The sequence below is a fragment of the Stenotrophomonas sp. YJH_SMC_16 genome, from assembly GCF_059367875.1.
This window is the reverse complement of record NZ_JCAFRH010000002.1, coordinates 335473-354764: the sequence shown is the minus strand read 5'-3', so window position 1 is coordinate 354764 and position 19292 is coordinate 335473. Positions and strand designations below refer to the sequence as shown.

18 protein-coding genes are annotated in these 19292 nt (G+C 67.2%); 8 read left to right on the top strand and 10 right to left on the bottom strand.

Annotated features, from left to right (window positions below):
• Position 1: 1 nt before the first annotated feature.
• Positions 2-631: an ATPase gene (locus AC5P6E_RS06365; RefSeq protein ID WP_010485380.1), complete on the top strand. Its 630-nt coding sequence runs from the start codon at positions 2-4 to the stop codon at positions 629-631.
• Between the two features lie 99 nt (positions 632-730).
• On the opposite strand, the gene proP is transcribed toward AC5P6E_RS06365, so the two are convergent.
• From proP to AC5P6E_RS06350, 3 genes are all read right to left on the bottom strand, one after another.
• Positions 731-2218: a glycine betaine/L-proline transporter ProP gene (gene proP / locus AC5P6E_RS06360; RefSeq protein ID WP_043396178.1), complete on the bottom strand. Its 1488-nt coding sequence runs from the start codon at positions 2216-2218 to the stop codon at positions 731-733.
• A gap of 261 nt (positions 2219-2479) precedes the next feature.
• Positions 2480-2608, bottom strand: coding sequence for a hypothetical protein (locus AC5P6E_RS06355; protein ID WP_256202341.1), 129 nt, complete (start codon positions 2606-2608; stop codon positions 2480-2482).
• Between the two features lie 85 nt (positions 2609-2693).
• The gene (locus AC5P6E_RS06350; protein ID WP_019337747.1) at positions 2694-2921 is read right to left on the bottom strand and encodes a hypothetical protein; all 228 of its coding nucleotides are present in this window, start codon (positions 2919-2921) and stop codon (positions 2694-2696) included.
• A gap of 162 nt (positions 2922-3083) precedes the next feature.
• On the opposite strand from AC5P6E_RS06350, the gene AC5P6E_RS06345 reads away from it, so the two are divergent.
• The 3 genes from AC5P6E_RS06345 (at position 3084) to AC5P6E_RS06335 (ending at position 6280) form a co-directional block, all read left to right on the top strand.
• Positions 3084-3500, top strand: coding sequence for a baeRF12 domain-containing protein (locus AC5P6E_RS06345; RefSeq protein ID WP_019337746.1), 417 nt, complete (start codon positions 3084-3086; stop codon positions 3498-3500).
• A 5-nt stretch (positions 3501-3505) separates the two neighbouring features.
• On the top strand, positions 3506-3829 hold the full coding sequence (locus AC5P6E_RS06340) for a thioredoxin family protein (protein WP_049437511.1): 324 nt from the start codon (positions 3506-3508) through the stop codon (positions 3827-3829).
• Between the two features lie 96 nt (positions 3830-3925).
• The gene (locus AC5P6E_RS06335; RefSeq protein WP_495230782.1) at positions 3926-6280 is read left to right on the top strand and encodes a GH92 family glycosyl hydrolase; all 2355 of its coding nucleotides are present in this window, start codon (positions 3926-3928) and stop codon (positions 6278-6280) included.
• Between the two features lie 167 nt (positions 6281-6447).
• On the opposite strand, the gene AC5P6E_RS06330 is transcribed toward AC5P6E_RS06335, so the two are convergent.
• On the bottom strand, positions 6448-7827 hold the full coding sequence (locus AC5P6E_RS06330) for a sensor histidine kinase (RefSeq protein WP_279914995.1): 1380 nt from the start codon (positions 7825-7827) through the stop codon (positions 6448-6450).
• Positions 7820-8494 (bottom strand): response regulator, encoded by a 675-nt coding sequence (locus tag AC5P6E_RS06325; protein WP_019659837.1) that lies wholly within the window; start codon positions 8492-8494, stop codon positions 7820-7822. The genes AC5P6E_RS06330 and AC5P6E_RS06325 overlap by 8 nt, the downstream gene beginning before the upstream one ends.
• A 62-nt stretch (positions 8495-8556) precedes the next feature.
• Between AC5P6E_RS06325 and AC5P6E_RS06320 the strand changes: the two genes are divergently transcribed.
• From AC5P6E_RS06320 to AC5P6E_RS06310, 3 genes are read left to right on the top strand one after another with little or no spacing between them, the layout of a single operon-like run.
• Positions 8557-9804, top strand: a complete 1248-nt coding sequence (locus AC5P6E_RS06320) for a TolC family protein (protein WP_197653939.1) — start codon at positions 8557-8559, stop codon at positions 9802-9804.
• Positions 9801-10973: an efflux RND transporter periplasmic adaptor subunit gene (locus AC5P6E_RS06315; RefSeq protein ID WP_495230781.1), complete on the top strand. Its 1173-nt coding sequence runs from the start codon at positions 9801-9803 to the stop codon at positions 10971-10973. The genes AC5P6E_RS06320 and AC5P6E_RS06315 overlap by 4 nt, the downstream gene beginning before the upstream one ends.
• Entirely contained in the window at positions 10970-14047 is a 3078-nt protein-coding gene (locus tag AC5P6E_RS06310) for an efflux RND transporter permease subunit (protein WP_495230780.1), read from the top strand. Before AC5P6E_RS06315 ends, AC5P6E_RS06310 begins: the two co-directional genes overlap by 4 nt.
• Positions 14048-14138: 91 nt before the next feature.
• Here the strand turns inward: AC5P6E_RS06310 and AC5P6E_RS06305 are convergent, their stop codons facing one another.
• Together AC5P6E_RS06305 and AC5P6E_RS06300 are read right to left on the bottom strand one after the other, a co-directional pair.
• Positions 14139-14453 carry a hypothetical protein gene (locus tag AC5P6E_RS06305; RefSeq protein ID WP_312386220.1) on the bottom strand — a complete coding sequence of 105 codons (315 nt, stop codon included), beginning with the start codon at positions 14451-14453 and terminating at the stop codon, positions 14139-14141.
• Positions 14454-14534: 81 nt separating this feature from the next.
• Positions 14535-15278, bottom strand: coding sequence for an SDR family oxidoreductase (locus AC5P6E_RS06300; RefSeq protein ID WP_019337203.1), 744 nt, complete (start codon positions 15276-15278; stop codon positions 14535-14537).
• A 106-nt stretch (positions 15279-15384) separates the two neighbouring features.
• Between AC5P6E_RS06300 and AC5P6E_RS06295 the strand changes: the two genes are divergently transcribed.
• A complete protein-coding gene (locus tag AC5P6E_RS06295; RefSeq protein WP_241877206.1) occupies positions 15385-16308 on the top strand; it encodes a LysR family transcriptional regulator in 924 nt (307 codons plus the stop codon).
• Here AC5P6E_RS06295 and AC5P6E_RS06290 read toward each other — a convergent pair.
• The 3 genes from AC5P6E_RS06290 to copD are packed head-to-tail and all read right to left on the bottom strand — an operon-like array spanning position 16297 to position 19289.
• Complete coding sequence (locus tag AC5P6E_RS06290) at positions 16297-17664, bottom strand: heavy metal sensor histidine kinase (protein WP_191862907.1); 1368 nt, start codon at positions 17662-17664, stop codon at positions 16297-16299. The genes AC5P6E_RS06295 and AC5P6E_RS06290 overlap by 12 nt on opposite strands.
• On the bottom strand, positions 17661-18359 hold the full coding sequence (locus tag AC5P6E_RS06285) for a heavy metal response regulator transcription factor (RefSeq protein ID WP_109814228.1): 699 nt from the start codon (positions 18357-18359) through the stop codon (positions 17661-17663). Before AC5P6E_RS06285 ends, AC5P6E_RS06290 begins: the two co-directional genes overlap by 4 nt.
• Before the next feature lie 45 nt (positions 18360-18404).
• A complete protein-coding gene (copD, locus tag AC5P6E_RS06280; protein WP_329836737.1) occupies positions 18405-19289 on the bottom strand; it encodes a copper homeostasis membrane protein CopD in 885 nt (294 codons plus the stop codon).
• Between the last annotated feature and the right edge of the window lie 3 nt (positions 19290-19292).

The window sequence follows — 19292 nt, the reverse complement described above, 5'->3', positions numbered from 1 at the left end:
GATGGGGCGGATCCTGGTGCTGGCCGGCGTCAACGGCGCCGGCAAGAGTTCGCTGCTGGGAACCTGGCTGGAAGCCGAAGGGCTGGGCTGGTTCAACCCCGATTCGTTCACCCGCCGCCTGGTAGAGGCGGGCTGGCCGCTGCCCGACGCCAATGCCGAGGCCTGGCAGGAAGGCACCCGCCGCCTGCGCCAGGCCATGGCCGATGGCACGGACTTCGCCTTCGAGACCACGCTGGGCGGCAACACCATTCCGCGCCTGCTGCGCGAGGCCTGCGAGCACCATCACGTCGCGATCTGGTTCTGTGGCCTGGCCACGGTGGACCTGCACATTGCCCGTGTTGCAGCGCGGGTGGCCGCCGGCGGCCATGACATTCCGGTGGAGAAGATCCACGCCCGCTTCGATTCGGCACGCGAGAACCTGCTGGAACTGCTGCCACACCTGGCCGAGCTGCATGTCTACGACAACAGCGCTCCCGCCGACGCCGACGGCTGCGTCGAGCCGCTGCCGGTGCTGGCGATGGCGCACGGCCAGCTGCAGTACCCGGTCTCGGTGGCCGAGCTGCTGCACACGCCGGACTGGGCCAAACCCATCGTGATGCGTGCGATGGAGTTGAACGCTGCGCGCGATTGAGGGCGCGTACGTTGTAGAGCCGAGCCCACGCTCGGCTGATCCCTCGAAAGGCAGCCGCGCGCGGGCTTGGCCGTACAACAACGCCGGCTTCGCTGAGCCTCAGGCCGGCTTTACCTGCTCAGGCTCCGCAGTCTCCGGCAGTGGCGGCAGGCTCGGGTCCACCGTCACCGGCACATCGCTCTTCAGCAGTGCGGCGGCTTCCTTGTCGCTGCCGACCGCCGGCGGTGAACCGCGCAGCGGCAGGCCAGCGGTCTCCTTCACGAACAGCATGGTGACCAGGCCGATCACTGCCGCGCCCATCAGGTAGTAGGCCGGCACCAGCGGATCGCCGGTACGTTCCACCAGCCATGCGGTCACCAGTGGCGTGGTGCCACCGAACAGCGACACCGACACATTGAAGGCGATCGACAGTGCGCTGTAGCGCACCGGGGTATAGAACAGCGCCGGCAGCGTGGACGGCATCGAGCTGGTGAAGCACACCAGTGCCAGGCCCAGCAGCATCAGGCCGAGGAAGATCAGCCAGTCGTTGCCGCTGCCGATCAGCAGCAGGCAGGGTACGGCCAGCACCAGCAGCGCGATGCAGGCACCGATGATCATCGGGCGGCGGCCAAGCTTGTCACTGAACAATCCGCCGACGATGTTCAGCGGCATCATCACCAGCATCACGATGATGATCAGCAGCAGGCCCTTGCTCTCGGCATAGCCCATGGTGACGCTGAGGTAGCTGGGCATGTAGGTCAGCAGCATGTAGTCGGTCACGTTGAACACCAGCACCAGGCCCATGCAGACCAGCAACTGGCGGCCATGTACCTGGAACAGCGCGGCGAGCCCGGGCCGGTCGTGCTCGCGCTTCTCGGCTTCCTCGGCGAAGGCGCGGAAGGCCGGCGTTTCCTCCAGTTTCATGCGCATGTACAGGCCGAGCAGGCCCAGCGGGCCGGCCACCAGGAATGGAATGCGCCAGCCCCAGTCCAGCATCTGTCCGCTGCTCAACAGCATGTGCAGCGCGGTCACGGTTCCGGCGCCGGCGATGTACCCGCCCAGCGTGCCGAACTCCAGCCAGCTGCCCATCAGGCCGCGGTTGCGGTCGGTGGAATACTCGGCGATGAAGGTGGCCGCACCGCCGTACTCGCCGCCGGTGGAGAATCCCTGCACCACACGTGCCAGCAGCAACAGCACCGGTGCCCAGATGCCGATGCGCTCGTAGGAGGGAATCAAGCCGATCGAGAACGTGCCCAGCGCCATCAGGATCATGGTGAACGCCAGCACTTTCTGGCGCCCATAACGGTCGCCGAGCGGGCCGAACACCAGGCCGCCGAGTGGACGCACCAGGAATGCCACGGTGAAGGTGGCGAAGGCGGCGATCACCTGTGCCGTGGGGTTGCTGGACGGGAAGAACACCTGGCCGATGGTGACGGCCAGATAGCCGTAGACACCGAAGTCGAACCACTCCATGGCATTGCCAAGTGCGGCGGCGCCCACGGCGCGCTTGAGCATGGGCTTGTCGACGACGGTGATCTCATCGACCTTCAGGTGGCGGCGGCGTTTGAACCAGCCGAAGTGGGCATGGGAATCGGGCGTGTCCTGCATAGGGGCTCCCTTGTAGGTATGGAATAGGGGAATGGGTGCTGTGGTGTGTCCCGGAAATCGGAAACGGCGATGCAGGCGCAAGTGGCGCAGGGGCATCGGAAGGCGGCGTGGGGGCCGGGGAATGTGTGCAGGCGCAACGCCACGCGCACGGCAAAGCACCGCCGCAGGGGCGGAGACGCGAAAACGGGATCACAGCGGCCGCGCAGTCAGCGGGCAGGTATCACATCAGCGTAGGGGGTGCAGGCAGAGCGCCTGCGGGCGTCATCCGCCGGGATCCAGCGCGAGGCGATGGAAATGCAGGGCGGGAGCATTCGTGGCAAGCGAAGCGCCGGTCGGCAGTGCTTCCCACGTAACAGGTGCGCCCGTCACGTAGTGGGTCGTGTCGATCATCCGTTCATCATAACGGCATCGGCGTGAGCATGCAGCGAAGCAGGCTGACCTGCACGCTGTGTTCCACCTCGCCTGTTCAGAAGGCTCAGGCCGACTTCGCCACCAAGCCGAACACCGTGCAGGCCATCGCCAGGGCGCCCGGCAGTGCCAGTTTTCGCGTGACCAGTGCGGCGCCGATCATGGTGAGCACCGAGAGCATGATGGCCAGGGCGAAGAACGGTTGGCCCTGCAGGAACTGGTGGATGCAACCGGCACAGCCGGCAATGGCCAGGCTGGTGGCAAAGCAGACGTGGAACAGTGAGCCAGCGTACACAGAGGTTCCTCGCGATGATGGAGGCCATAGCGGCAGGCAGCCGGACAAATTTAGCGCTGATTGCAGATTGCGATGACGGGATCACATCCTGTACGCGCTCTGGTGACATCGGCGTGCATAAGGTGGAGCGCACACCCACTTTTCGGATTGATGGAGGATGCAATGGCGCGGACGATTCCCGAAGGAACCCTGATCGTGGTTGCCGACGGTGGTTCGGCACGGGTGTTCACCAACGTGGGCAGCAACCACCAGTTGACCTTGAAGCAGGAAGGCGAACTGCGCCTGCAGGACATCAGCGAGCAGGGCGTATCCGGGCAGGGGCCTGCGGGTGCCGTGCCGAAGGACATGTCGGTCTCGCAGCTCAACGAGGCGACGTTTGCCAAGCAGGTGGCCGAACAGCTCAACGAAGATGCCTTGAAGAACCGCTATGCGCACCTGGTGTTGATCGCCGACCCGACCACGCTGGGTCGCATTCGTCCGCTGCTGCATAAAGAGGTCCAGGCGCGATTGCTCGGGGATATTGCCAAGGATCTGACCAACGCGCCGTTGGAAGACATCCAGAAGGCACTGGCGGCGTAGCGCTCATGCCGTTCATGCGTGATCACCTTGCGAACGAGCCCACCTCTGTGGAGGTGGCGGCGCAGGCTGGCTGGCAGGTGCTGGAGTTCGGTGCGCCCTGGTGTGGTCATTGCCAGGCCGCGCAGCCTGCGTTGCAGGCCTTTGTCGAAGCGAACGATCTGCCGCATTGGAAGATCGAGGATGGCAAGGGAAGGCCGTTGGGGCGAGCGTTCAAGGTAAAGCTGTGGCCGACGGTGGTGCTGCTGCGCGATGGAGAAGAGATCGCGCGGGTGGTAAGGCCGCTGGACAGCGCGGATCTCATGTCGTTGCAGAGCGCGCTTCCCGGTTGAAGATTGAACCGGGCGTGGGAAGCCGGGCAGTCGCACTGCAGCATGCGGCGTGGCAGGCCCGGTGCTAGGATCCGGCTATCACCTGAATCGATCCAAATGCCGATGCCCACGCTGGACCGTCGTCTCCTGATCGCTGTCGCCGCCACGGCGATGTTCGCTTCCGGCCTGGTTTCGGCCGCGCCTGCCAGAACCGCCGCCGACAAGGCCTATGCCTCGGTCGACCCGTTCATTGGTACGGGTGGTGAAGGCCACACTTACCCGGGTGCCACGGTGCCGTTCGGCATGGTCCAGCTCAGCCCGGACACACGCATCCAGCCACGCGAAAAGGCATATGGCTGGGCAGCCGGCTACCGCTACGACGACAGCAGCATCGTCGGCTTCTCGCACACGCATTTTTCCGGCACTGGCCATTCCGATCTGGGCGACATCCTGCTGATGCCGTTCACTGGCAGTCCCGGCCTGGAGCGTGGTGATCCGGAGAAGCCGCGCAGCGGTTATGCATCAAGGTTCCGCCATGCTGACGAGAAGGCCGAGCCGGGCTACTACGCGGTCACCCTGGACGACTACAAGGTGCGCGCCGAACTGACTACCAGTGCGCGCGTGGGCGTGCATCGCTACGCCTTCCCCAAGGGCACCGACGCCAAGGTGCTGCTGGACATGCGTACCAGCATGTACGACTACCCGGGCAAGATACTGTGGTCGCGGGTGCGGGTGCGCGCCGATGGCACCGTGACCGGCTTCCGAGAGACGCGCGGCTGGGCGCCGGGTCGCCAGCTGTACTTCGCGATGCGTTTCTCGCGGCCGCTTTCCGGGCATGAGCTGCACAACACCGAGCAGGACATCGTCTACAAGGGCTTCCCGCCGCCGGGCGAGAAGGATCCAGCGCAGCGCGCACAGGTCGAGGGCCGCCAGCTGGTCGGTACCTTCGCATTCGGCAAGCTGGATGCACCGCTGGTGGTCAAGGTCGCGATCTCGCCGGTCAGCGAAGCCGGCGCCATTGCCAACCTCGACGCGGAAGTGGCCGACTTTGATTTCGACCGCGTGCGTGCGCAGGCGAAACAGGAATGGACGCAGGCGCTGTCGGTGCTCGATATCGATGCGCCCGAGCACGCCCGCCGCAGTGCCTATACCGCGCTGTACCACACCCTGCTGGGGCCGACGCTGTTCATGGATGCCGATGGCCAGTACCGCGGGCCGGACAATGCCGTGCACAAGGCCGAGGGCTACACGAACTATTCCACGTTCTCGCTGTGGGACACCTACCGGGCGCTGCACCCGTTGCTGACGCTGGTGCAGCCGGAGAAACGCAACAGCGACTTCGTCAATTCGATGCTGGCCCACCACGAGCACAGCCCCTACGGCATGCTGCCGGTGTGGTCGTTCCATGGCCTGGAAGACTGGTGCATGATCGGGTACCACGCGGTGCCGGTGATTGCCGATGCCTACGTGAAGGGCATTCGTGGCTTCGACGCCGACAAGGCACTGAAGGCGATGATCGAGACTGCCAACTACGGCCCTTATGACGGCATCGCGCAATACCGCGAGCTGGGCTATGTGCCGATCGACGAGGAAGGCGAGGCGGCCAGCAAGACGCTGGAGTACGCCTTCGATGACTGGACCATCGGGCGCATGGCGCAGGCGATGGGCAAGACCGATGTGGCGGCGACCTTCGACAAGCGCGCCGGCAACTGGCGCAATGCCTTCGACAAGGACACCGGCTTCATGCGTGCGCGCAAGCGCGATGGCAGCTTCCGCACTCCGTTCGACCCCAGCGCCAGCGGCTATGGCACCGACTACACCGAAGGCAACGCCTGGCAGTATTCGTGGTACGTGCCGCAGGACGTCGCCGGCCTGGCGGCAGCGCATGGTGGCAGCGACAAGCTGCTCGCGCGCCTGGACGAGGTGTTCAACGCCAAGGTGGATCCGTCCATCTTCGAGCACATGGAAGACATCACCGGCCTGATCGGCTGGTATGCGCATGGCAACGAGCCCAGTCACCATGTGGCCTACCTGTATTCGTACGCTGGCCAGCCGTGGCGCACCCAGGCGCGCCTGAAGCAGATCATGGACACCCAGTACGCCGATCGCCCCGATGGCCTGGCCGGCAACGATGATGTCGGCCAGATGTCGGCGTGGTACGTGTTCACCGCCCTGGGCTTCTATCCGGTGGCCCCGGGCTCGGGCGAGTACATCCTCGGCCGCCCGTTCCTGCCGAAGACCGCGATGCGCCTGCCGAACGGCAAGGCGTTCACCATCGTGGCCGATGGGCTGGATGACAGGCACACCTACGTCGGCAACGTGAGCCTCAACGGCAAGCCGCTGCAGCGCACCTTCCTGCGCCATGACGAGATCCTGGCAGGTGGCGAGCTGCGTTTCACCATGCAGGCCGAGCCGAACAAGGATTGGCCGGGGCAGGGCGCGCAGGCGCCGTACTCGATGACGACGCCATAACGGTAGCGCCGGGCCATGCCCGGCGGACTGCATTGATGCGCCTTTGGTAGGTGCCAACCTTGGTTGGCACGTGGGAGGTCAGCGGCGCCCACCAAGGTGGGCGACTACCGGAATCTTCCGGCCGGGGTGCCTCTGGTAGGTGCCAACCTTGGTTGGCACGCAGGACGTCAGCGGGAACGGAACCTCAACCCCACCCGCGCGCCACCGATCGGGGCGGTATCAATCATCAAGGTCGCGCCATGCCGCTGCGCGATCTCGGCCACGATCGCCAGCCCGAGCCCGCAGCCGTCGCCGTCGCTGCTCGCCCGATAGAAGCGTTCCGTGACGCGCGCGCGTTCGGCTTCGGCGATGCCGGCGCCGTCATCGTCCACCCATACCTGCGTGCCTTCGACCTCCTGCCGAACGCCGAGGGTGATCACACCGCGCGAGGCGCCATAGCGCAGCGCGTTGTCCAGCAGGTTGCCCAGTGCCTCGCGCAGCAGCTGTGGATCGCCCTGCACCTGCACGCCGTCGTCGGGTCCGTCGTAACCCAGGTCCACGCCCGCAGCCAACGCGCGATCGGCGTAACGCTCGACCACGCCGCGCGCCAGCGCGGCCAGATCCAGCGGCCGCAGCGGCAGTGCACTGCCATGTGGATCTTCCGATCGGCTGAGCATCAGCAGCTGGTTGACCAGGTGCTGCAGCCGCGCCAGCCCGGCCAGCGTGCCGGACAGCGCCAGTTGCTGGGCCTGCGGATCGTGCTGGCGCAATGAACTCTCAAGCTCCACCTGCATCGCTGCCAGCGGCGTGCGCAGCTGGTGCGCGGCATTGCTGACGAAGCGCCGCTGTGCATCCTGCATCGCGTCCAGGCGCTGCAGCAGCGCGTTGTAGGCCTCCACCGCCGGCCACAGTTCGCGCGGAGCTTCCTGCGCCGGATCCAGCGGCGCCAATGGATCCGGCCGCGGGCTGGCCAGCTTCCGCGCAACCAGGTTGGCATGGCGTGCGGCAGCGCCGGTACCGGACCAGGCCAGCCATGCCGCCAGTGCCAGGATCGCAGCCTGGAACGGAACGCTGGTCAGCAGCAGCTTGCGCTCCAGCCGGTGCCGCTTGCGCAGTGTCTCGGCCACGCGCAGCCGGATGTCATGACCCGGCCTGGCGCTGACCACCACTTCGACCATGCGCACGGCCTGCCCACGCAGCCGCGCATCATAGTAGACCGGGTCGTCGCTGCCGGCGGACATCGACGGGCGTGGCAATGCCTCGGGCAGGTCGCCATACAGGCGCCCACCCGCGGCGTCGACCACCTCGCCATGCACTTCGTCGGCGGTGTCCCAGGTGAACATGCGCGACACCGCCGGGGTGATCTCGATGGACGCGCGGCCGTCCTGCACCGCCACCAGCTCGGACAACGACATCGCCGAATCCAGCAGCCAGCGGTCGTAGACCTGGCCGGCGTAGAAGCGCGCCAAGGCGAATGAACCCACTGCGCTGCACAACAGCAGTACCAGCAGTGGCAGCCACAGGCGTCTCAGCAGCAGGCCACGCAGGCTGTGCACGCGCTCAGTCACCCACGGCCTCCAACCGGTATCCAAGCCCACGCAGCATGCGGATGCCGACGCCGGCGTGGGTCTGTTCCAGTTTGCGGCGCAGGCGGCTGACATGCACTTCGATCACCGACAGGTTGGCCTCGTGGTCCCAGCTGTACAGCGCGTCGAACAGGCGCTGCTTGGTAACCGTGCGGCCGGGATGCTGCATCAGTGCCTCGACCAGCGACAGCTCGCGCGCGGTCAGCTCGATGCGCTGACCGTCCACCTGCACTTCATTGCGGACGCTGTCGAAGCACAACCGGCCCAGCCGCTTCTGCGCCGGTGCATCGCTGCGGCGGCGCGACAGCGCACGCAGGCGCGCTTCCAGTTCTCCCAGGGCGAAGGGCTTGGCCAGGTAGTCGTCGCCACCGCGGTCGAGGCCGAGGATGCGGTCCTCCACACCATCGCGTGCGGTCAGGATCAGCACCGGCAGGGTGACGCCGTCGTTGCGCAGGCGTGAGAGCAGGTCCAGGCCATCGACGTCAGGCAATGAAAGGTCGAGCACCATCACGTCATACGGCGCGCTGGCCAGTGCCGCCGGTGCGTGCAGCCCCCGCGAAAGGTGGTCGCACAGATGACCGGCACCCTGCAGGGCGCGGATCAGTCCATCAGCCAGGGCGGCGTCGTCTTCGATCAGCAGGATTCGCATTGCAAGCTTCGTGCAAGGTTGGGGCAAGTTTGGCGCAAGTGCATCACCTTACCGTGACGTGCATGAATTTCTCCCCTCGTCTTGCGGCCGTGTTGGCCACTCTTCTGTGCGCGCCCACCGCTTCGGCGCTGTCCCTGCAGGAAGCGCAGCGCGCCATGGAAGCACACAACCCGGACCTGCGTGCGGCGGCACTGGAGCTGCGCGGTGTGCAGGGCGATGCGCAGACGGCGGCGTTGCGCCCGTCCACCGAGTTGTCGATCGGCACCAGCAAGATCAGCCCCAAGCATGGCATCGGCCCTGGGCGCTGGCAGGACAAGCGGGTGGACAGTACCGTGGGCCTGGGCTGGACCTGGGAGCGCGGTGGCAAGCGTGCGTTGCGTATCCGCCAGGCCGATGCGCTGCTGGAAGTGGCCGGGCTGGAGATGCTCGATGCGCGGCGCCGCCAGCAGGTGGCGCTGCATGAAACCTATTTCGGCCTGAAGGGCGCACAGGAGCGGGCGCAGATTGCCGATGCCAACCGCCAGAGCTCGGCCGAGCAGATGGCGGCGGCGGACAAGCAGGTTGCCACCGGGGCGATGGCGCCGGTCGACCGCGCGCGGCTGGCGGTGGACGACCTGGCGGTAGCCGACGCGGCGCGCGAGGCGGCGCTGGATCTGCGCGACGCGCGGCATGCGTTGGGCCTGCTGCTCGGCCGCGACGACAGCCATGACCTCAGCGCCGATGATCCTTGGCCGGAGGCCAGCAGCGTGGCCAGCGTGCGTGCGTTCGATCCTCAGCAGCGTGCCGACCTGCGCGCGGCACGTTCGCGCCTGGTTGCGGCGGACGCCGGTGTGGCATTGGCGCGCAGTGAGCGCCACCGCGACATCCAGTTGGGCGTGGAGGCCGAGCGCGAGCCGACTGACATCAGCGGCGTCACCTGGGGTGTGTCATTGACCATTCCGCTCGGAGGCCCGTCACGTGCACGCGGCGCGATCCAGCGTGCCGAGGCCGACCGTGACAGTGCCGCGCTGGAGCTGCAGGTGCTGCAGCGCGAAGCGCGCGCCGAACTGGACCAGTTGCAGGCCAGCGCGCAGTCCGCCGCGCAGCGTCGCAGCGACTACGAAGGACTGCAGTCCGACGCCGCACGCAGGGCGGTGCAGGGCATTGAACTGGCCTACCGCCGCGGCGCCGCCAGCCTGACCGATCTGCTGGATGCGCGCCGCAGCTGGCGCGAGTTCGAGGCTGCGTTGATTGAAGCGCGTGCCGACCATGCCATTGCTTTGGCGCGCTGGGAAGCGGCCACATCCATTGCTGAAGGAGAGTTCCGATGAAGTCCACCGTCGCCTATCGGCCGCAGGCGCGACACGCCGTGCTGCCGGCCTTGCTGGCGCTGGCTCTGCTGGGTGGCTGCGGCCGCGAGCCGGCGTCCTATACCGAGGACGCGCCGAAGGTCAGTGCCGGCCAGATCCAGTTTCCTGCCGGTAGCCGCCAGCTGGACGTGCTGCGCAGCGAGGGGGTCACCGCCGGCGCCAGCGCCAGCCTGCAGCTGCCGGGCCGGGTGGTCTGGGACGAGACGCGCTCCAGCGCGCTGCGTACGCCGTTGGCGGGGCAGGTGGCGCGCATCGAGGCACAGCCGGGGCAGAAAGTGAAGGCGGGCCAGGTGATCGCCTGGATCACTTCGCCCGAATTCGGCCAGGCCCAGGCGGAGGGCGTGCGCGGCCGTGCAGAGCTGCAGCAGGCGCGCAAGGAGCTGGAGCGCACCCGCGAGTTGCATGCGGCAGGTGTGGCGTCGGGCCGCGAACTGGACGAGGCCGAGGCCAATTTCGCCGGCAGCCAGGCCGATCACGCGCGTGCGACCGCCTTCGCCAAGGCGTATGGCAATGGCCCACACGTCGACCAGCGCCTGCCGCTGCGCGCGCCGATCGATGGCGTGCTGGTGGAGCGGCGGATGAGCCCGGGCATGGCAGTCAGCCCCGACAGCGAACAGCCGTTGGCGGTGATTGGCGATCCGGACCGCCTGTGGTTGCTGCTGGATGTGCCGGAGAGCCTGGCCGGACGCTTGAAGGCGGGCATGCAGGTGAGCGTTTCCGGGGCCGATGGACAGCCGCTGCAAGCGACCCTGCAGCACGTGGATGACTTCGTCGACAGCGAGCGCCGTGTGGTGCAGGCGCGCGCCGAGCTGGACAACCGCGCACGCGGTTTCAAGGCGGGGCAGTACGTGCGCGCCCAGGTGGCATTGCCGGCCGAGGGCGGTGTCTCGCTGCCCGATGCGGCCGTGTTGTTGATCGACGGCAAGCAGGTGGTGTTCGTGGAGGAGGGCAAGGGCCGCTTCGTGCGTCACGCGGTACATGCCGAGGAACTGGGCGATGGCCGGCTGTGGGTGCGTGAGGGCCTGGCCGCAGGCGCCAGGGTGGTGGTAGAAGGCGGCCTGCTGCTGCAGCAGCTGGCGGACAGCGCACCGGCCGCCGCCAGCACCGGCACGGGGCACGCCGCTCCATGATCGATCGCCTGATTGCCTACTGCCTGCGCCAGCCATTGATGGTGATGCTGGCACTGCTGCTGTTCATGGGTGCTGGCATTGCCGCGTTCCGCGTACTGCCGGTGGAAGCCTTCCCGGATGTATCCGACACCCAGGTAACAGTGGTGTCGCTGCACCCGGGCCGTGCCGCCGAAGAGGTCGAGCGCGAGGTGACGATGCCACTGGAAGTGGCGCTGTCCGGCATCCCGCATTCGGTGCGGGTGTTCTCGCATACGCAGTTCGGCCTGTCGATGATCATCCTGACCTTCGACGACAAGGCCGATGACTACTTCGCGCGCCAGCAGGTGCTGGAGCGCCTGCAGGGCGTGGAGCTGCCGGAAGGGGTGACCCCGGAACTGGAGGCGATGAGCTCGGCGGTAGGTGAGATCTACCGTTATGTGCTGAAAGGCCCGCACATGACGCCAACCCAGCTGCGCACCGTGCAGGAATGGACGATGGAGCGCAGCCTGCGCACCGTGCCGGGCGTGGCCGATGTGATCAGTTTCGGCGGCTTCGCGCGTACCTTCCAGGTCAAGCCGGACCTGGACAAGCTGCGTGATCGCGGCATCAGCCTGGGTGAGTTCGCCGAGGCGCTGGAGAGGGGCAGCTCGAATGCCGGCGGCGGCTACGTGGAACGCGGCCAGCAGCAGTTCCTGATCCGTGGCGTGGGCCTGATGCGTTCGCCGGCGGACATCGGCAACGTGGTGGTGGCGCAGCGCGGGGGCACACCTATCCTGGTGCGCGACCTGGCCGGCATCGCCGACACCGGCCTGCCGCGCCAGGGCCTGGTCGGCCAGGACGACAACGACGATGCGGTGTTCGGCATGGTGCTGATGCGCAAGGGCGAGAACCCGTCCGACGTGCTCGACGCGCTGCATGCGCGCATCGCCGAGATCGAGGCCAACCAGCTGCCGGCCGGGGTCAGCATCGAGCCGTTCTACGACCGCTCGTGGCTGGTCTCGACCACGCTGAAAACCGTCTTCCGCAACCTGCTGGAAGGCGCGGTGCTGGTGTTCCTGGTGCTGTGGCTGTTCCTGTACAACGCCCGCGCCGCACTGATCGTGGCGGCGATGATGCCGCTGGCGCTGCTGTCGACCTTCCTCGGCCTGCATCTGTGGGGCGTGCCAGCGAACCTGTTGTCGTTGGGTGCGATGGATTTCGGCATCATCATCGATGGCGCGGTGATCGTCACCGAACACATCGTCTCGCGACTGTCGAAGCTGCCACCTGCGGCCGACCGGAAGACACGGTTCTCGACCATTCTCTCGGCCGCATCGGAAGTGGGGCGGCCGACGTTCTTCTCGATGCTGATCATCATCGCCGCGCACATCCCGATCTTCACCCTGCAGCGCCAGGAAGGCCGCATGTTCGCACCGATGGCGTACTCGGTGACCTCGGCCCTGATCGGTGCGTTGATCCTGGCGCTGACCGTGGTGCCGCTGTTCTGCTACTGGTGGCTGCGACGGGACCGCATGCGCGATGGCAATCCGCTGATGGACCGCCTGACCGGCTGGTATCGGCCGATCCTGGAGCGTGCATTGGCCCGCCCGCGTGCGGTGGTACTGACCGCGGTTGCGCTGCTGGTCGGCACGCTCGCACTAGGCACCCGGCTGGGTTCGGAGTTCCTGCCGGAGCTGGACGAGGGCTCGATCTGGCTGACCGCCACGCTCGACCCGAGCACCAGCCTGGCTGAAGCACAGCAGCAGTCGCGGCGCATCCGTGAGCTGGTCGGCACCTTCCCGCAGGTGTCGACGGTGGTGGCCAAGCTTGGCCGCCCGGAAGACGGCTCCGACGCCAAGGGCGCCAACCAGATCGAGGCGCTGGTGGCGTTGAAGCCGGAGAAGGAGTGGCCGAAGGGCGTGGACAAGCGGCAACTGGTGAGCGACCTGCAGCGCACGCTGGAGCAGCGCATCCCGGGGCCTGAGTTCTCGATCTCGCAGCCGGTGCGCGACAACATCCTGGAGAGCATCTCGCAGATCAAGGGCCAAGTGGTGATCAAGGTCAGCGGCTCGGACCTTGACGTGCTGAATCAGCAGGCGCAGGCGATCCTGGGTCAGGTGCGTGGTGTGGAGGGCGTGGAGAGCGCCTTCATTGACCGTGACGGGTCGTTGCCGCAGCTGCAGATCGAGATCGACCGCGACCGTGCCGCGCGCTATGGCCTCAATGTGCGCGACATCGACGAGGTGATCGAGACCGCACTGGGCGGGCGCCAGGTCGGTGAACTGTGGGAGGGCGACCGCAGGTTCCCGATCACGCTGCGCCTGGACGACGCCGACCGCGACCTGCAGCGGCTGCGCACGGTGCCGGTGGGCATCGGCGATGGCCACACCGTGACGCTGGCCGACGTGGCCGACTTCCGCATGGCCAGCGGCGCGATCAACATCTCGCGCGAGAACGCACAGCGGGTAAAGGCGGTGAGCATCTTCATCGCCGGGCGTGACATGGGCAGTGTGGTGGCCGACATGCGCAAGCGCGTGGAGGCCAGCGTGCAGCTGCCGGAAGGCTACCGGCTGGAGTGGTCCGGCGAGTTCGAGAACCAGCAACGTGCGATGAAGCGTCTGGGCTGGGTGATCCCGCTGTCGGTGCTGATCATCTTCGTACTGCTGTTCGATGCCTTCAAGGACGTCAGCAGCGCCGCGCTGATCCTGGCCAACGTGCCACTGGCGATGATCGGCGGCATCCTCGCCCTGTGGTTGACTGGGATTCCACTGTCGGTGTCGGCGGCGATCGGCTTCATTGCATTGTTCGGGCAGGCGGTGCTGAACGGGGTGGTGATGCTCAGTCGCTTCGCGCAGCTGCGCGAGCAGGGCATGGACCTGCTGCAGTCGGTGGTACAGGGCTCGCTGCAGCGCCTGCGCACCGTACTGATGACCGCACTGTTGGCGATGTTCGGCCTGCTGCCGATGGCGACCTCGCATGCGATTGGTGCCGAGACCCAGAAACCGCTGGCGGTGGTGGTGATTGGCGGCCTGCTGTCGGCGATGCTGCTGACCCTGCTGGTGCTGCCTACGCTGTACTACTGGGTACACCGGCGCCGCGAGGCTCGGACGGGCTGACGATAATGTAGAGCCGAGCCCATGCTCGGCTGCTTCTGGCTTCTGCGCGAAGAGCAGCCGAGCATGGGCTCGGCTCTACAGCAGCGCTACGTCACCACGCCACGCCCTGCCAGGCAATCATCATGGGTACGATCAGCAGGCCCAGGCAGCTGACGCACAGCATCGTCGTGGTGATGTGGCAGAGCCAGAAAACTCGCGGCCTGTCCGCACGCCAGACTTTCCTGCCGTGGTTGACGCCCCGGATCGTAAAGCCAGCGACGATGCCGCCCAGAAAGAAGCAGACTATGGCCAGTGCCCACAGCCCCCAGGTCAGCGCCATGGCCAGATTGCGAACGTCGCCAGGCAGCCGGGTCCACAGTACCAGCGTCGCCAGTGCCAACAGACCTCCCATCAGGAGGGTGATCATCCATAGCCAATACCAGATGCCCGGCTTTCCCATGCGCGTGGCTCTCGTCCGTTTGAGCGAGGATAGCCAGAGAAAGGGTCTTCACACCATCCCGCCATTGGCGCGCAGCACCTGGCCGTTGATCCACCCGCCATCGGCACCAACCAGGAACGCCACCGCACCGGCGATGTCCTCCGGTGTACCCAATCGCTGCAGGGGGTTCATCTTCGCCAACCGCTCGATCAGTTCCGGTGACTTGCCGTCCAGGAACAGGTCGGTAGCGGTCGGGCCTGGGGCCACTGCGTTCACGGTGATGTTGCGCCCGCGCAGCTCCTTGCTGAGGATGGCGCCCATCGTCTCCACCGCTGCCTTGCTGGCCGCGTACACGCTGTAGTTCTCCAGCTTGATGCCGACCACGCTGGTGGACAAGGTGATCAGCCGGCCACCGTCGCGCACCCGTCGTGTGCTTTCGCGCAGCACGTTGAAGGCACCCTTGAGGTTGATGCCGATCACCCGCTCGAACAGGGCGTCGTCGGTGTCGGCGAGCGGCGCCAGCTGCAGCACGCCGGCGCTGTTGACCACCACGTCGATGCCGCCGAAACGCGCCTCGATGGCATCGAAAAGCTGCCGCACCGCCTGCGGATCGGCGACATCGGCCTGCAGCGCGATCGCCTGCGCGCCGGCTGCGTTGAGTTCGGCCGCCAAGGCTTCGGCGTCGTCGCGGCGGCCCGCATAGTTGATCGCGACCGCGTGGCCATCGGCGGCGAGCCGGCGGGAGATGGCGGCGCCGATGCCACGGGAGCCGCCGGTGACCAGGGCGACAGTGCGGGCGGGGGAGAGGGTCATGGTCGGTTCCAGCGGAGCGCGCCGGAATGGCGCAGGGCCATCTTCGTCATCTCTCCCGCCCGGATAATCATGCATAATCCGCCAATATCATTCGGGTAGCCGAACAATGGACCGCTTCACGGCCATGCGCGCCTTCGTCCGTATCGTCGAGCGCCGCAGCTTCACCCGGGCCTCCGAGGACCTGGACCTGCCGCGGGCCACGGTGACCGACGCGATCAAAGCGCTCGAACAGCGGCTGGGCGTGCGCCTGCTGCACCGGACCACGCGGCTGGTGGTGCCGACGCTGGAAGGCGAGGCTTTCTATGGCCGTTGCCTGCGCTTGATCGCCGACATGGATGATGCCGAGGCTGCGTTCCGTGACGCGCCGCCGCGCGGCCCGTTGCGTATCGAAGTGCATGGCACGCTGGGCCGGCACCTGCTGTTTCCGCACCTGCCGGAATTCCTGCAGCGCTACCCGGAGATCGAATTGGACGTCAGCGAGGGTGACCGCTATGTCGACCTGCTGCGTGAAGGCGTGGATGCGGCGTTGCGGGTGGGGACGCTGGCCGACAGCGATCTGGCGGCGCGACGGTTGACCATGCTGCGCGAGGTCACGGTGGCCTCGCCGGGCTATGTGCAGGCGCACGGCCTGCCCGATACCATCGAATCGCTGCAGGACGGCCACCAGATGGTCGGCTACCGCTCCAGTGCCACCGGCCAGCTGATTCCCCTGGAGTTCCAGCAGGGCGGGCAGGTGCGCTACGTGCCGCTGCCGGCACGGGTGCGAGTGTCCGGTGCTGAGGCGTTCCTTGGTGCCGCGCTGGCGGGCCTGGGCATCATCCAGGCGCCGCGCTACCGGATGGACCCGTACATCGCGCGCGGACAGTTGGCGGAGCTGTTGCCCGAGACGCCACCGACGCCGAGTCCACTGAGCCTGGTCTACCCACGCAACCGCACGCCGTCACCGCGCTTGCGGGTGTTCATCGATTGGGTGGCCGGGGTGTTTGAGCAGACCGGGGTTGCCGGCCAGCAGCCGGGACTACCGGGCTGAGGTGCTCGGCAGCACCAGCTCGAACAGGGTGCCGGTGTCATCCGAGACAACACTCACGCTGCCGCCGTGCGCCTGTGCAATCGCGCGTGTGATCGCCAGGCCCAGTCCGGCACCTTCTTGGCGGCCACGCTCGCCGCGGTAGAAACGATCGAACAGGCGCGGCAGCGCCTCGCTGGCGATCGGCGTGCCAAGGTTGTGCACGCTGACCCTGCACACGCCATCGGCCTCGACCAGCCGCACCCGCACTTCGCTGCCCACGGCTGCGTACTTCAACGCGTTGGACAGCAGGTTGGCAATCGCCCGGTGCAGCATCAAGCGGTTCCCTTCCACGCTCGCCACACCTTCGCGGCGCAGGGTCAACTGTCGGTCCTCGGCCAGAAGCTCGTAGAACTCCAGCAGCGAATCCACCACCGCATCCAGCGCCACTGGCTCGCGCGAGGGCAGTGCACCCGGCGCTTCGGCCTGCGCCAGGTACAGCAGGTCACCCACGGTCTGCGCCAGCTGCTGCAGTTCCTCGGCGCAGGACGCCAGCGTCTCGCGATAGGCCTCATTGCTGCGCGGGTGCGCAAGCACCACCTGCACCTGGGTCAGCATGTTGGTGATCGGTGTGCGCAGTTCATGGGCGAGATCACCGGAGAACTCGGTCAGCCGCGCGAAGTCCTGCTGCAGGCGCGCCAGCATGCCGTTGAGCGTCTGCGCCAGCTGCTCCAGTTCGGCCGGTGCGCTGCGTGCACTCAGTCGGCGCTGCAGCCGGCCGGCGGTGATCTGCCGGGCCTCATCGGCCAGCGTGCGCAGCGGCCGCAGCGTGCGCCGCACCACGTAGCCGCCGAGCAGGCTGCTGGCCGCGGCGGCGCCGATGATGGCGATCGCCAGCAGATGGCGGAAGCGCTGCAGGAAATCGGCGTGGCGGTCGTCATCGATGGCCAGCAGGGTGACCAGCTCGCTGCCGTCGGCCAGGGTCTGGCGCAGGTGCAGGGCATGCATGCAGCGACCATCGGCGAGGATCCAGTCGTGCCGCCGTGGCGCGGCGTCGATCGGCTGGCTGCGTGCATGCTCGCGCAGCAGTGCCGGTGCGGTCGAGAAGAGCACTGCGCCGCTCCCATCAACAATGTGGAAGGCGATATCCGGATGGTGGCCCAGTGCGTCCGCCAAGCGCTGCCCGCGTGCGGACGCAGGTCCGTTGCCGGCCAGGTCACGGATCAACGCAACCTTGTTCTCCAGTTCGCTGAAGTCCTGGGCCACCAGGTCGTGGCGGGCGCTGACATAGATCGCCACGCCCAATGCGGCCAGCACCAGCGTAGCCACGATGGCGAACAGCAGCGTCAGCCGTACCGCGATGGAGCGACGCAGGCTCATCCGCTGTGCAATGCACCGTCGTCCGGCGCCTCCAGCACATAGCCCATGCCGCGCACGGTGACGATCAGCTTGGCGTCGAAGTCATCGTCGATCTTCGCGCGCAGGCGGCGGATCGCCACGTCGATCACGTTGGTGTCGCTGTCGAAGTTCATGTCCCATACCTGCGAGGCGATCAACGAGCGCGGCAGCACTTCACCGCGTCGGCGCGCCAGCAGTTCCAGCAGGGTGTATTCCTTCTGGCTGAGGGCGATGCGCTGGCCGCCGCGTTCGACCCGGCGGCGCAGGGTATCCACCACCAGGTCGGCGATGACGATGCGCTCGGCCTGCGGCAGCGCCTGGCCACGACGCAGCAGGGTGCGCACGCGCGCCAGCAGCTCTGCGAAGGCGAATGGTTTGGCCAGGTAGTCATCCGCGCCCAGCTCCAGGCCCTGAACGCGGTCGGCGATGCTGCTGCGCGCGGTGAGGAACAGCACCGGTACCTGCCATCCGGCCTCGCGCAGCCGCGACAGCACGTTCCAGCCATCCAGGCCGGGCAGCATCACGTCGAGGATGACCAGCTGGTACTCGCCGCTGCCGGCCAGGTGCAGCCCGTCGACGCCGTTGCAGGCGAGATCGACCACGTAGCCGGCCTCGATCAGGCCCTGGCGCAGGTAGTTGCCGGTCTTGGGTTCGTCTTCGACGATCAGCAGTTTCATGGTGTGCCCATCATCGCAGCTTGGGCCCGTGCTGGAACGGATGAGTCATGCCAATGGGTCCAGCATTCCGAGCACCGCGACGCAGGCCAGCACCAATACCGCCAGCACTGATTCGCAGGTCAGGCTGTGGCGAAGTGAGCGCAGCGGCCTGGGTTGCCAGCCGCCGCGGATGGAGCTGGCCAGCGCTGGTACCAGCCGCCAGCGATGCAGCGCGGCAAGCCCCAGCATGCCGCCCACCAGCGCCAGCTTGAGCAGCAGCCAACGCCCATGCGCGGCGCCGGTCAGGGTCTGTATGGAACCGCCGAGATCGACATAGGTGTAGGTGCCGGTCATCGCCAGCAGGGCGACGATGATCGTGCCCGGCACGGCGAAGCTGTGCGCGGCCTGCCACAGTTCGCGGGTACGTTCGTGCAGGCGCAGGCCCTGTGGACGCAGCGCCAGCTGCAGGATGGCGGCGATCGCGCCGACCCAGGCACCGGCGGCCAGCAGGTGCACGATGCCGGCCACGAGCCGCAACGTCCCGCCGAATCCATCACCGGCGGCGGCGTGACCATTCCAGGCGAGGCTGGCCAGAGCTACCGCCGTGAGTATCAGCAGCGCCAGACGGCGCAGGCCCTGCACCGGGCGATTGACTGCCAGCAGCGGCAGCATTGCCAGCAGGGCCAGGATGCGCAGCAGCCCCGCCTCACCCACCGGCGTACCGGTGAGGAACCAGTGCGCCGTTGCTGGGTCGATATCGGCTGCCGGGATGCCGAGCACGCCCGACAACCGGTTCACGGCATCGATGACGACCAGAATCAGCGCAACCACGGCGAGCGCCAGCGAGATGTCGCGTGGCAGCCCGGGGCGGACGAACAGCAGCCGCCCGAACAGCAGCATCAGTACCAGGTACAGCGCCAGCCGCAGCGCATACGGCGAGAGCTCGGCCACGAC